Source organism: Microbacterium sp. Bi128 (assembly GCF_918698205.1).
Map to the genome: position 1 here is coordinate 1 of NZ_CAKKMM010000078.1, position 13315 is coordinate 13315.

11 protein-coding genes are annotated in these 13315 nt (G+C 71.4%); all 11 read right to left on the reverse strand.

What is annotated here, in order from left to right:
- Positions 1–1973 (reverse strand): primosomal protein N' (locus LQV45_RS08405; RefSeq protein WP_230006602.1); only part of this gene is annotated, 1973 nt, incomplete at its 3' end.
- 99 nt (positions 1974–2072) lie between these two features.
- On the reverse strand, positions 2073–3266 hold the full coding sequence (metK, locus tag LQV45_RS08410; RefSeq protein ID WP_230006603.1) for a methionine adenosyltransferase: 1194 nt from the start codon (positions 3264–3266) through the stop codon (positions 2073–2075).
- A 92-nt stretch (positions 3267–3358) separates the two neighbouring features.
- Complete coding sequence (gene rpoZ, locus LQV45_RS08415) at positions 3359–3613, reverse strand: DNA-directed RNA polymerase subunit omega (protein WP_055837405.1); 255 nt, start codon at positions 3611–3613, stop codon at positions 3359–3361.
- Between the two features lie 67 nt (positions 3614–3680).
- Positions 3681–4595, reverse strand: a complete 915-nt coding sequence (gene gmk / locus LQV45_RS08420; RefSeq protein ID WP_230006604.1) for a guanylate kinase — start codon at positions 4593–4595, stop codon at positions 3681–3683.
- Positions 4588–5448 (reverse strand): orotidine-5'-phosphate decarboxylase, encoded by an 861-nt coding sequence (gene pyrF / locus LQV45_RS08425; protein WP_230006605.1) that lies wholly within the window; start codon positions 5446–5448, stop codon positions 4588–4590. Before pyrF ends, gmk begins: the two co-directional genes overlap by 8 nt.
- Complete coding sequence (gene carB, locus LQV45_RS08430; RefSeq protein ID WP_230006606.1) at positions 5445–8732, reverse strand: carbamoyl-phosphate synthase large subunit; 3288 nt, start codon at positions 8730–8732, stop codon at positions 5445–5447. The genes pyrF and carB overlap by 4 nt, the downstream gene beginning before the upstream one ends.
- Entirely contained in the window at positions 8725–9897 is a 1173-nt protein-coding gene (carA, locus tag LQV45_RS08435; RefSeq protein WP_230006607.1) for a glutamine-hydrolyzing carbamoyl-phosphate synthase small subunit, read from the reverse strand. The genes carB and carA overlap by 8 nt, the downstream gene beginning before the upstream one ends.
- Positions 9894–10394, reverse strand: a complete 501-nt coding sequence (locus tag LQV45_RS08440) for a hypothetical protein (protein ID WP_230006608.1) — start codon at positions 10392–10394, stop codon at positions 9894–9896. Before LQV45_RS08440 ends, carA begins: the two co-directional genes overlap by 4 nt.
- The gene (locus LQV45_RS08445; RefSeq protein WP_230006609.1) at positions 10391–11713 is read right to left on the reverse strand and encodes a dihydroorotase; all 1323 of its coding nucleotides are present in this window, start codon (positions 11711–11713) and stop codon (positions 10391–10393) included. The genes LQV45_RS08440 and LQV45_RS08445 overlap by 4 nt, the downstream gene beginning before the upstream one ends.
- The gene (locus LQV45_RS08450) at positions 11710–12678 is read right to left on the reverse strand and encodes an aspartate carbamoyltransferase catalytic subunit (RefSeq protein ID WP_138173855.1); all 969 of its coding nucleotides are present in this window, start codon (positions 12676–12678) and stop codon (positions 11710–11712) included. Before LQV45_RS08450 ends, LQV45_RS08445 begins: the two co-directional genes overlap by 4 nt.
- Positions 12675–13205 carry a bifunctional pyr operon transcriptional regulator/uracil phosphoribosyltransferase PyrR gene (pyrR, locus tag LQV45_RS08455; protein WP_230006610.1) on the reverse strand — a complete coding sequence of 177 codons (531 nt, stop codon included), beginning with the start codon at positions 13203–13205 and terminating at the stop codon, positions 12675–12677. The genes LQV45_RS08450 and pyrR overlap by 4 nt, the downstream gene beginning before the upstream one ends.
- Positions 13206–13315 lie beyond the last annotated feature (110 nt).

The window sequence follows — 13315 nt, forward strand, 5'->3', positions numbered from 1 at the left end:
GGCTCGGGAAGATCGAGCCGCACTCTGAGTGTATTGCGAGGCTTCGGGCCGCGATCCTTCGTCGACTTGCGCGCCCGCAGCGCGTCGGCGATGACCCCGGCCCGCAGGGCCTCGGCGACGGCGCGTCCCTGGGCGTAGTCGAAACGCACCAGCGCGCGCGAGGTCGGCGCATCGGGTGCCGTCGAGGTGTCGACGGGGCCGAGGACGGCGAGGGCGTCCAGATCGGGCACGCTCTCGCGCAGTTCGGCCAGCAGCGTGTCGACACTCCGGGCGTGTCCCTCGACGCTCGCGACCCGCACCGCCGGGGGCATGCGCAGCGGCGCGCGGTCGGCCAGCTCGGCGCGCGCGTATGCCGGCTGCGTCCACGTCGCGAGCGCCCGCGCCACCGGACCCGCCACGCCGACGAGGTGCACGGGCGCGCCGGGAGCGGCGAGAGCGGCCGCGTTCGACCACCAGCGTAGGCAGTGCTCGCCGACGCGGAGCGCCTCGTTCTGCAGCATGCGGTCGCCGTCGAGCAGGATCACGGCGCGGTAGCCCCCGCGCGCGAGCGGCTCGGCCCCGCGCGTGGCGATCACCAGGGCCGGGGTGGCATCCACCTCGGCCACGGGGTGGGCGCCGTCGGCGATGATGACGCGCGTGTTCGGGAACGCCCGGCCCAGCTCATCGGCGGTTCGCTCGCTGCCCGACGACGACATGCGCAGCTTCACCGAGCCACAGTGACCGCACGTCCAGGCGTGGGCGCTGCGCCCACACCACGTGCACACGGGCACCGCGCCCGGACGCGCCGCCCGGAGGGGGCCCGCACAGTGAGCACACCTTGCCGGACGACGGCAGTCCGCGCACACGAGCGATGGGGCGTACCCCGGGCGGGCGACCTGCACGAGCACCGGACCCTGGGCCAACGCTTCTCGTGCCGCGGCGAACGCCGACGACGGCACGCGGGCCGTGCGCTGCTCCCCCTCGCGCGTCGCACTGAGCACCACGCGCGGACTGACCCGCCGCTTCAGCGCCGCCTCGCGCACGTACCCGACCTCGACCAGACGCTGCACGTCGGTCGTGCGGGTGTGCCCGGCGAAGACGAGCGCGGATCCCTCCAGCTCTTGCCGCACGAGCGCGGCATCCCGTGCATGCACTCCGGGGGCCAGGGGCTCCGACAGCAGCGAATCGCCGTCGTCCCACAGCGCCACCAGGCCGGTCTCGTGGGCAGGGGCGTACACCGCCGACCGCCGTCCCACGACGATCACGGGTACGGGCGCCAGGGTGCGCAAGAACTGGGCGTACCGCGCCGGGCCCGACTGGTCCGCGTCGTCGCGCACGATCGCCTCGGGCGGCACCAGATCGGCCAGCGCCGCCATGAGCTGCGCCTGGTCGCGGTAGTCGGGCACGACGAGCACCGCGCTCCTCCCCCGCGCGAGCGTGCGCACCGCCGCAGCCGCGAGCAGATCGGCCCAGGCCCCCCGGGGCAGATCGCCCGAGGGATGCGGAGGAGCGTCGACGGCGACGCGCTCGCCGCCGTCGAGGGCGTCGATCAGACCCGCGTAGGGCGTCAGCAGCGACTCGGCGCGCGCGAGCGACGCGGGCGGCACGACGGGAACCGTGGGTGCGGGCGCGGCCAGCCACGCCTTCTCGGCGCGCACCATCCGCTTGGGCACGGCCAGGCGCAGGATGTCGCTCACCGACCCCGCGGCGCGATCCGCGACCCGGCGGGCGAGCGTGTACAGCCGCTCCGGCAGCACCGCCATCGGCGAGACGACCGCCTCCACCGACGACAGCGGGCGCTCACTGCCGTCGTCGGGGACGACCTCGACCACGAAGGCATCCATCATCCGACCCGCCGAGCGCAGCGGGACCTTGACGCGCACGCCCGGGGCCACTTCGCTCACGAGCGGGTGCGGAACGGCGTAGTCGAACAGCCGATCCAGCTGCGGCACCGGCGAATCCAGCTGCACCCGCGCCACGCGCCGGGCGCTCACGTGCGCCGCCGGGGCACGGCGTCACCGCCGCGGTGACGCGGCCGGAGGGATGCCAGGAGTGCGGCCCTGCGGTGCACGCCCGGCGCGGGCGCCCCCACGTCAGAGACCGGCGGCGGTGCGCAGCTCGTCGACGCGGTCGGTGCGCTCCCACGTGAAGTCGGGCAGCTCGCGACCGAAGTGGCCGTACGCCGCGGTCTGCGCGTAGATCGGGCGCAGCAGGTCGAGCTGGTCGATGATCGCCTTCGGGCGGAGGTCGAACACGTCGCGGATCGCCGAGACGATGACGTCGTCGTCCACGTGTGCGGTGCCGAAGGACTCCACGTACAGACCCACCGGGTTCGCCTTGCCGATCGCATAGGCCACCTGCACCTCGAGACGATCCGCCAGGCCCGCCGCGACGGCGTTCTTCGCGACCCAGCGCATCGCGTACGCCGCCGAGCGGTCGACCTTGGACGGGTCCTTGCCGCTGAAGGCGCCGCCGCCGTGGCGCGACGCCCCGCCGTAGGTGTCGATGATGATCTTGCGGCCGGTCAGTCCCGCGTCGCCCTTCGGGCCGCCGATGACGAAGGGGCCGGCCGGGTTGATGTAGTACTGCACGTCGGGCAGGTCGAGGCCGGTGTCGCGCAGCACGGGGTCGATGACCTCGGCCTGCACGAGAGCGCGGAGCTCTTCCTGCGAGATGTCGGGGTGGTGCTGCGTCGAGAGGACGACGGAGTCGACCGTGCGGGGCGTGTGCCCGTCGTAGCCGAGCGTCACCTGGGTCTTGCCGTCGGGGCGCAGGAACGGCAGCGTGCCGTCGCGGCGGACCGTCGCGAGGCGCTCGGCGATGCGGTGCGCCGTCCACGCGGCCATCGGCATGAGCTGCGGCGTCTCGGTCGTGGCGAAACCGAACATGATGCCCTGGTCGCCCGCCCCCTGCAGATCGCGGGGGTCGATCGAGCCGCGTTCGCGCTGCTCGAACGCCTTGTTGACGCCGGCGGCGATGTCAGAGGACTGCGCGCCGATCGACACGCTGACGCCGCACGACTCCCCGTCGAATCCCGTCTCGCTCGAGTTGTAGCCGATGCGGTTCACGACGTCGCGCACGATCGCGGGGATCTCGACGTAAGCGCTAGTCGAGACCTCACCGGCGACATGGACGAGGCCCGTCGTCACGAGCGTCTCGACGGCGACGCGCCCCGTCGGATCCTCGGAGATGATCGCGTCCAGGATGCTGTCGGAGATCTGGTCGCAGATCTTGTCGGGATGTCCTTCGGTGACGGACTCGGACGTGAACAGGCGCAGGTCGGTCAAGGCATCTCCCGGGAAGGGTGGTCTGGGGACGGGCACAAGTATGCCCCGGACGGCGGACAGCCGCCCGGGGCATCGTCACATCTGTGAACGGATCACTCGGCGGCGCGAAGGCGCAGCTTGTCCTCGTGGATCTCGTGCAGAGCGATCGTGAGCGGCTTGTCCTCGACGGTGGAGTCGACGAGCGGCCCCACGTTGTCGAAGAGGTTGCCCTCGTGCAGATCGGAGTAGTAGTCGTTGATCTGACGCGCACGCTTGGACGCGTAGATCACGAGCTGGTACTTCGAGTCGACCTTGTCGAGCAGTGCGTCGATGGGCGGGTCGATGATGCCCTTGTCGCGTCCGGCCATGGGGAACCTCCTGGTTCGGCGGGATGAGGTGGATGCGGCGCTCCCGGCGCCGAAGCATCCTCGTATTCTATCCGACGTCGGGGCGTCGTGCGGCGAGGGCCACGACCTCGGCCGCCGCGCGGGCGACCTCGTCGTTCACGACCCGGTAGTCGAACTCGTTCTGCGCCGCCAATTCGGTGCGGGCGGTGCGCAGACGGCGCGCGCGTTCCTCGGCATCCTCGGTGCCGCGACCGACGAGACGCTGGACCAGTTCGTCCCAGCTCGGGGGCAGCAGGAACACCAGCGTCGCCGAGGGGTCGGCCGCGCGCACCTGCCGGGCGCCCTGCAGATCGATCTCCAGCAGCGCGGTGCCGCCGGCGGCCAGGACGCGGTCGATCGGCTCGCGGGGCGTGCCGTAGCGGTGCCTGTTGTGGACCGTGGCCCACTCCAGCAGCTCCCCCGCCGCGACGAGACGGTCGAACTCGGCGTCGTCGACGAAGTAATAGTGCTCTCCATCGACCTCGCCGGGCCGCGGGGCGCGTGTCGTCGCCGAGACCGACAGGTGGATCTCGGGGAAGTGCTCCTTGATGTGCGCGGCGACCGTCCCCTTGCCGACGGCCGTCGGGCCGGCGAGCACGACGAGACGGCTGCGCCCCTCGCGCGGACCCGGTTCGGGCCACCGGGCGTCGAGGAACGCCTGCAGCGCGTCGCGCTGGCGGGAGCCCAGACCCCCCAGGCGCTTGACGGGCGAGATGCCGAGCGAGGCGAGGATGCGGTCGCGCTTGCTCTCGCCGATCGCGGGGATCGCCGTGAGGAACTCGGTCACGCGCATCGCCCCGGCCGCCGACAGCGGATCGGCGAGGCCGCGCCGCAGCAGCTCCTGCGGCGTGATGACACGGGTCGAGACGTCGCGCTTGAGAGCCGCACGCTCTCGGCGCGCAGCGACCGCGCGGCGCGAGGCGGCGGCGCGGTCGACCTCGGGAGGACGACGGGAATCAGCCATTCAGGGCCTCCCGGTACAGGTCGGCGCGCGCCGTGATCCGCTCGGCGAGGCGCGCCGGCCCCACGGCGAGGACGCTGCGGCTCTCGTTCGCCACCACAGCCTTCGACACGTACCCGAACAAGTGACCGAGATCGGCGGGATCGGCACCCTGCGCGCCGAAACCGGGCGCGAGGATCGGCATCCCCGCGAGGGTGATGTCGCCGAGGCCGAAGGCCGCGCGGTCCACGGTCGCGCCGACGACGACGCCGATCGAGCCCAGGGCGCCCGGCTGCCCGAGGTTCGCCTCGTTCACGTCGTGCGCGACGCGGGCGGCGACCCGTTCGTGGTCGCCGACGGCCAGGGCATCCTCGACCACGGCGCTCTGGACCGCACGGGCCTCGGGGTTGCTCGTGGCCGTGAGGACGAACGCGCCCTTCCGCGCGCGGAGCGCGGCGGCCAGCGTCGCGCGCAGCGAGTCGGGGCCGAGATAGGGCGTGAGGGTCACGGCATCCGCTTCGAGGGGCGAACCGGGCTCGAGCCACGCCGCGGCGTAGCCCTCCATGGTCGTGCCGATGTCGCCGCGCTTGGCGTCGGCGATGACGAGGAGGCCCGCCGCGCGGGCGGCGGCCATCACGTCCTCGAGGGCGGTGAAGCCTGTCGAACCGTAGCGCTCGTAGAACGCCACTTGCGGCTTGACCACACCGACGCGGCCGGCGGCGGCCTCGACCACGCGCAGGCCGAATTCGCGCGCGCCGTCGGCGGTGGCATCCAGCCCCCACGCCGACAGCAGCGCGGCGTGGGGGTCGATGCCGACGCACAGGGCGCCGTGGGTCTCGAGGGCAGCGGCCAGTCGCTGGCCGAACGTCTCGCTCACAAGCGACCCGCGCGGTCCACGGCGTACTCCTGCAGGCTGCGCACGGCGAAGCCGTCCTTCATCGCGCCGAGGGCGCTCACGGCCGCACCGAGCACCGCCATCGTGGTGAACAGCGCCTTGTCGGCGGCCACGGCCGCGGCGCGGATCTCGTAGCCGTCGGCTCGCGCGGTGCCGCCGCTCGGGGTGTTGACGATCATGTCGATCTCGCCCGCGTTGATCAGATCGACCACGTTGCGCTGGCCGGAGCCCTGCGTCTCGGAGTACTTCTCGACGACCTGGACCCGGATGCCGTTGCGGGCGAGGATCTCGGCCGTGCCCTCGGTCGCCATGAGCTCGAAGCCGAGCTCCTGCAGCCGGTGGGCGGGGAGGATCACGGCGCGCTTGTCGGCGTCGGCCACCGAGATGAACACGGTGCCCGAGGTCGGCATGCCGCCGTACGCGGCCTCCTGCGACTTCGCGAACGCGGTCGGGAAGTCGCGGTCGATGCCCATGACCTCACCGGTCGAGCGCATCTCGGGCCCGAGCACGGAGTCGACGGTGTGACCGTCGGCGGTGCGGAAGCGCTTGAACGGCAGCACGGCCTCCTTCACGGCGACGGGGGCGTCCAGCGGTACGCGTGAGCCGTCGCTCTCGGGCAGCATGCCCTCGGCGATGAGCTCGGCGACGGTGGATCCGGCCATGATGCGGCTGGCGGCCTTCGCGAGCGGGATGCCGAGCGCCTTCGACACGAACGGCACGGTGCGGCTTGCGCGGGGGTTCGCCTCGATGACGTAGAGCACGCCGGCCGAGATCGCGAACTGCACGTTCAGCAGACCCCGGACGCCCACGCCCTTGGCGATGGCGAGCGTCGCCTCGCGGACGCGGTCGACCTCGGTGCGGCCGAGGCTCACCGGCGGCAGGGTGCACGACGAGTCGCCGGAGTGGATGCCGGCCTCTTCGAGGTGCTCCATGACGCCGCCGATGTAGAGGTCCGTGCCGTCGTACAGCGCGTCGACGTCGAGTTCGATGGCGTCGTCGAGGAAGCGGTCGACTAGCAGCGGAAGCCCGGGGCCGATGATCGCCTGGTCGGCCACGCGGACGAAGTAGTCGCGCAGCGCGTCGGTCGAGTAGACGATCTCCATGCCGCGGCCGCCGAGCACGAAGCTCGGGCGCACGAGCACCGGGTAGCCGATCTCTTCGGCCACCGTCACCGCGCCCTCGACGTCGATCGCGGTGCCGCTGCGCGGGGCGACGAGTCCGGCCTCGTCGAGCAGGCGCGAGAACAGCTCGCGCTCCTCGGCGAGGTCGATCGCCTCGGGGCTGGTGCCGAGGATCGTGTAGCCCGCGGCCTCGATGCCCTTGGCCAGGCCGAGCGGCGTCTGGCCGCCGAGCTGGCAGACGACGCCGAGGATCGTCCCGGACTGGCTCTCGGCGTGCAGCACCTCGAGGACGTCCTCGAGGGTCAGCGGCTCGAAGTAGAGGCGGTCGCTCGTGTCGTAGTCGGTCGACACGGTCTCGGGGTTGCAGTTGACCATGACGGTCTCGTAGCCCGCGTCCGACAGCGCGAACGAGGCGTGCACGCACGAGTAGTCGAACTCGACGCCCTGCCCGATGCGGTTCGGGCCCGAGCCGATGATGACGACCTTCGTGCGGTCCGACGGCGTGACCTCGGTCTCCCAGTCGTAGCTGGAGTAGTGGTACGGCGTCAGGGCCGGGAACTCCCCCGCGCACGTGTCCACCGTCTTGTAGACGGGGCGCACGTCGAGGGCGTACCGGATGCCGCGCACCTCGGCCTCGTCGAGCCCGCGGATCTCGGCGATCTGCGCGTCGCTGAAACCGTGCTCCTTCGCGAGGCGCAAGGTTTCGGCATCCAGCTCTCCGGCCTCCCGGATCATCTCGGCGACCTCGTTGATGAGGACGATCTGGTCGATGAACCACGGGTCGATCGCGGTGGCGTCGAACGCCTGCTCGGGCGTCGCGCCGAAGCGCAGCGCCTGCTGCAGCACGACGATGCGTCCGTCGGTCGGCGTCTTCGAGATCTCGAGGAGCTCGTCGACCGAGCGCGACTCGTCGCCCCAGTGGAAGCTCGATCCGCGCTTCTCGAGCGAGCGCAGCGCCTTCTGCAGAGCGGTCGAGTAGTTGCGGCCGATCGCCATGGCCTCGCCCACCGACTTCATGGTGGTCGTCAGCGTCGTGTCGGCCGCGGGGAACTTCTCGAAGTTGAACCGCGGGACCTTCACCACGACGTAGTCGAGCGTGGGCTCGAAGCTCGCCGGGGTGACCTTGGTGATGTCGTTCGGGATCTCGTCGAGGCGGTAGCCGATCGCGAGCTTCGCGGCGATCTTGGCGATCGGGAAGCCCGTCGCCTTCGACGCCAGCGCCGAGGAGCGCGAGACGCGGGGGTTCATCTCGATGACGATGATGCGCCCGGACTTCGGGTCGACCGCGAACTGGATGTTGCAGCCGCCGGTGTCCACGCCCACGGCACGGATGATGTCGATTCCGATGTCGCGCAGCTTCTGGTACTCGCGGTCGGTGAGCGTCAGCGCGGGGGCCACGGTGATCGAGTCGCCGGTGTGCACACCCACGGGGTCGACGTTCTCGATCGAGCAGACGACCACTGTGTTGTCGGCGGTGTCGCGCATGAGCTCGAGCTCGTATTCCTTCCACCCGAGGATCGACTCCTCGAGCAGCACCTCGCTCGTCGGCGAGTCGTGCAGACCCGCGCCGCCGATGCGACGGAGGTCGGCCTCGTCGTACGCGAAGCCCGAACCGAGCCCGCCCATCGTGAACGAGGGACGCACGACGAGCGGGTAGCCCAGCTTTTCGGCGCCGGCGATGAGTTCGTCCATCGAGTGGCAGATCACGGATGCCGCGACGTCGGCGCCCGCCTCGATCACGAGCTCCTTGAAGATCTGGCGGTCCTCGCCCTTGTTGATCGCCTCGAAGTCGGCGCCGATGAGCTCGACGTCGTACTTCTCGAGGATGCCGCGCTTGTGCAGCTGGATCGCCGCGTTCAGGGCCGTCTGACCGCCGAGCGTGGGGAGGATGGCATCCGGCTTCTCTTTCGCGATGATCGTCTCGATCACCTCGGGGGTGATCGGCTCGATGTAGGTCGCGTCGGCGAAGTCGGGGTCGGTCATGATCGTCGCCGGGTTGGAGTTGACGAGGATGACGCGCACCCCCTCTTCGCGGAGGACGCGGCACGCCTGGGTGCCGGAGTAGTCGAACTCGCAGGCCTGACCGATGACGATCGGGCCGGAGCCGATGACGAGGACGGAGTGGATGTCGTCGCGCTTAGGCATTCTTCTTCGTCTCCTGGGTCGCGAGCACCATGTCGCGGAAGCGGTCGAACAGGTAGTTGGCGTCGTGCGGCCCGGAGGCGGCCTCGGGGTGGTACTGCACGCTGAACGCCGGGATGTCGAGGGCGCGGAGGCCCTCGACCACGTTGTCGTTGAGACCGATGTGGCTCACCTCGACGCGGCCGTAGCCGTGCGGGCTGTCCACGACCTGGTCCAGCGGCGCCTCGACCGCGAAGCCGTGGTTCTGCGAGGTGATCTCGACGCGGCCCGTGGTCTTGTCGAGCACGGGCTGGTTGATGCCGCGGTGACCGAAGGGCAGCTTGTACGTGCCGAACCCGAGGGCGCGGCCCAGCAGCTGGTTGCCGAAGCAGATGCCGAAGAAGGGCAGGCCGTCGTCGAGGACGGCGCGCAGGAGCTCGACGTGCTGGTCGCTCGCCGAGGGGTCACCGGGACCGTTGGAGTAGAACGCGGCGACCGGCTCGATCGCGCGGATCTCGTCGATCGTGGCGGACTGCGGGAACACGTGCACGTCGAACCCGCGCGCGGCGAGGTTGTCGATCGTGGACTGCTTGACGCCGAGGTCGAGAACGGCGAGGTTGCCGACGCGCTCCGCCGTCGCCGGGGTCACCTCGACCTCGGTCACCGAGACCTCGGCGGAGAGATTGCGACCGGCCATGCCGGGGGCCGCGAGCACGCGGCGCAGCTGCTCGTCGGCGTCGAGGCCGGCGGCCTCGCCCGAGAACACGCCGCCGCGCATGCTGCCCGACGAGCGGATCCGGCGCGTGACGGCGCGGGTGTCGAGGCCCGAGATGCCGACGATGCCGTCTTCGACGAGCGCGTCGTCGAGCGAACGGTCGGCGCGCCAGTTCGACACGACGCGCGAAGGGTCGCGGACGACGTAACCGGCGACCCAGATGCGGCGGGACTCGGGGTCTTCGGCGTTGACACCGGTGTTGCCGATGTGGGGTGCCGTCTGCAGCACGATCTGTCCGGCGTAGGACGGGTCGGTGAGGGTCTCCTGGTAGCCGGTCATACCGGTGGCGAAGACGACCTCGCCGAAGGTCTCACCGCGGGCGCCGTACGCGCGGCCGGGGTAGCGGGTGCCGTCTTCCAGCACCAGGACGGCGGGCTCGCGCGAGATGCGCGGAGGGGAGATCAGGGCGGTCATGCGTCGCTTCCTGTCGTCGTGAGGGGACGGATGGCGTCGGCGAGGGATCGGGCCGAGGCATCCTGGGGTCGGAGGTAGGTGTCGACGATCGTGTCGTCGTCGATGCGCCAACTGACGCGCGTCAGGCCGTCGCGCTCGACCACGCGGTCGATGGCGACCGTGGCGAGAGCTGCGTCGACGAGGCGGTCGCGGGTGAGCGCGATGCGGGGCTGGCCCGGCAGGTCGAGGGCGATCCCGGCCGAAGTGACCGTGACGTCCACGCGGGAGCGGAAGCCGAGGCCGCGGATGGCCAGACGCTCCAGGGGCTCGCCGTGACGCGTGGTCGCGACGTACAGGCCCGGGAACACGCCCGTCTCCACGGCACCCTCGGGAAGCTCTCCCACCGGGGCGGTGTAGCGCGCATCGCGCCGCGTTCGTCGGATCCAGGCCCACGCGAGGAGCGCCAGCAGCACGACGGCGACGCCGGCCATGACCAGCAGCGCGCCTTCGCGGGTCACGCGAGCACCCCGGGTGCCGGCAGCACCGCGCCGTCGATGACGGTCGGGATGCCGGCGCGCACGGTCCAGCGCACCTCGCCGGGGAGCTCTCGGCCGAGGTACGGCGAGTTCTTGCTGCGGCCGCGCAGGTCGCCGAGGCCGAACTCGCGCGACGGGCGCGGGTCGTACAGCGTGAAGCTCGCGGGCTGCCCCTCGATCAGCGGCGTGCCGTGCCCGTCGAGGCGGCCGATGCGCGCGGGGGTCCGTGACATCACGCGGGCGACGTCGGCCCAGTCGAGCAGACCGGTCTCGACCATCGCGGAGTGCACGACGCGGAGGGCGCTCTCGAGCCCCACCATGCCGTTGGCGGCGGCGGCCCACTCGCAGGACTTCGCCTCGGCGGGGTGCGGGGCGTGGTCGGTCGCGACGATATCGATCGTGCCGTCGGCCAGACCCTCGCGGACGGCGAGGACGTCCTCTTCGCGGCGCAGCGGCGGGTTCACCTTGAAGCGGGCGTCGTAGTCGCGCACGAGCTCGTCGGTCAGCAGCAAGTGGTGCGGGGTCACCTCGGCGGTGACGTTCACGCCGCGCTTCTTGGCCCAACGGATGATGTCGACCGATCCGGCGGTGGAGAGGTGGCAGACGTGCAGCCGCGAGCCCACGTGCTCGGCCAGCAGCACGTCCCGCGCGATGATCGACTCCTCGGCGACGGCGGGCCAACCGGCCAGACCCAGCTCGGCCGAGACCGCGCCCTCGTTCATCTGGGCGCCCTCGGTCAGACGCGGGTCCTGCGCGTGCTGCGCGATGACGCCGTCGAACGCCTTCACGTACTCCAGCGCGCGACGCATGATGAGGGGGTCGAAGACGCAGAAGCCGTCGTCGCTGAAGACCCGCACGCGGGCGCGCGAGTCGGCCATCGCGCCGAGCTCGGCGAGACGCTCGCCCTTCTGGCCCACCGTGACGGCGCCGATCGGCTGCACGTGCACGTAGCCCGCGGCTTCGCCGAGGGCCAGCTCCTGCTCGACGACGCCGGCGGTGTCGGCGACGGGCGAGGTATTGGGCATCGCGAACACGGTGGTGAAGCCGCCCGCGGCGGCCGCTCGCGACCCCGTCTCGACGGTCTCGGACGCCTCGTAGCCGGGTTCGCGCAAGTGCACGTGGAGGTCGACCAGGCCCGGCAGCGCGATGAGCCCCTCGGCGTCGACGACGGTCGCGCCCTGGTGCGAGAGGCCGGTGCCGGTCTCGGCGATGACGCCGTCGCGGACGAGGAGGTCGGTGGCATCCGCGCCCTCGATCCGCGCGCCGCGCACCAGCAGGGTGTGGGGGGTGGCGTGGCTCATCGCGGGTCCTCTTTCTCGGTGTCGGGCCGTTCGCCCGCAAGCAGCAGGTAGAGCACGGCCATGCGCACGGAGACGCCGTTCGCCACCTGCTCGAGAACCGTCGAGCGCGGCGAGTCGGCGGCTTCGGCGGAGATCTCCAGGCCGCGGTTCATCGGGCCAGGGTGCAGAACGATGCTACCGCCCGGCAGAGCCCCCAGACGCCGCGCGTCGAGACCGTAGCGCCGTGAATACTCCCGTTCAGTGGGGAAATATGCCGCATTCATGCGCTCGAGCTGGATGCGGAGCATCATGAGCGCGTCGGGTCCCGCGGCGATCGCGCGGTCCAGGTCGTAGTCGACCTCGACGGGCCACCCGCTCACGTCCTGCGGCACGAGGGTCGGCGGCGCCACGAGCGTGACGTGGGCGCCGAGGGTGTGCAGGAGCCACACGTTCGATCGGGCGACACGCGAGTGGAGGATGTCGCCGACGATCGTGACCCGGATGCCGTCGAGCCCGCGGCCGCGGCTGTCGTCGCCGAACAGGCGCTTGCGGATCGTGAACGCGTCCAGCAGCGCCTGGGTCGGGTGGGCGTGCGTGCCGTCGCCGGCGTTGACGACACCGGCGGTGATCCAGCCGCTCGTGGCGAGGGTGCGCGGGGCGCCGGACGCGCCGTGGCGGATGACCACGGCATCCGCTCCCATCGCCTGCAGCGTCTGGGCGGTGTCCTGCAGCGACTCGCCCTTGGAGACGCTCGAGCCCTTGGCGGAGAAGTTGATGACGTCGGCGCTGAGGCGCTTGGCGGCGGCCTCGAACGAGATGCGGGTGCGCGTGGAGTCCTCGAAGAAGAGGTTCACGACGGTCTTGCCGCGCAGCGTCGGGAGCTTCTTGACCTCGCGGCGCTGCGTGTCGGCCATGTCCTCGGCGACGTCGAGGATCTCGAGCGCCTCGGCGCGGGTGAGATCGCGGGTGTCGAGCAGGTGCCTCATGATTCGATCGTCACCTCCTCGATGCCGTCGATCTCGGCGAGGCGCACGTTCACGCGCTCGTCGCGGGCGCTGGGTAGGTTCTTGCCGACGAAATCGGGCCGGATCGGCAGCTCGCGGTGACCGCGGTCGATGAGGGTCGCCAGCCGCACGGCGGCGGGTCGCCCGATGTCTTGCAGGGCGTCGAGGGCGGCGCGGATGCTCCGTCCCGAGAACAGCACGTCGTCGACGAGCACGACGACCTTGCCGTCGATGCCGCCCGCCGGGATGCGCGTCGCCTGCGGGGCACGCGTGGGGTTGCGGTGCAGATCGTCGCGGTACATCGTGACGTCGAGGGCTCCGACCGGCACCGGGGTTCCGCCGAACTCGCTGATCAGCGGCGCGATGCGATCGGCGAGGGTGACGCCGCGGGTCGGGATGCCGAGGAGGATGAGTCCTTCCGGTCCCTTGTTGGACTCCAGGATCTCATGCGAGATGCGCGTCAAAGCGCGGGCGATGTCGGCATCGTGCATGACGGTGCGCGTACTCATCCGCTGCTCCCTTCTCCGCCTCACGGGACGGGGTTAAAGGTTGCCGTGGTTCTGGATCGAGTCTAGCGGGTGTGGAGGACGGATGCCGGGAGGGGCGGGCTGTGCCGGAG

Excerpts from the sequence above, each read along its gene's own strand:
- LQV45_RS08450 (WP_138173855.1), bottom strand. The coding sequence starts at position 12,678 with ATGAGGCACCTGCTCGACACCCGCGATCTCACCCGCGCCGAGGCGCTC.
- pyrR (WP_230006610.1), bottom strand. The coding sequence starts at position 13,205 with ATGAGTACGCGCACCGTCATGCACGATGCCGACATCGCCCGCGCTTTG.
- carA (WP_230006607.1), bottom strand. The coding sequence starts at position 9,897 with ATGACCGCCCTGATCTCCCCTCCGCGCATCTCGCGCGAGCCCGCCGTC.
- rpoZ (WP_055837405.1), bottom strand. The coding sequence starts at position 3,613 with ATGGCCGGACGCGACAAGGGCATCATCGACCCGCCCATCGACGCACTG.
- LQV45_RS08445 (WP_230006609.1), bottom strand. The coding sequence starts at position 11,713 with ATGAGCCACGCCACCCCCCACACCCTGCTGGTGCGCGGCGCGCGGATC.
- carB (WP_230006606.1), bottom strand. The coding sequence starts at position 8,732 with ATGCCTAAGCGCGACGACATCCACTCCGTCCTCGTCATCGGCTCCGGC.
- gmk (WP_230006604.1), bottom strand. The coding sequence starts at position 4,595 with ATGGCTGATTCCCGTCGTCCTCCCGAGGTCGACCGCGCCGCCGCCTCG.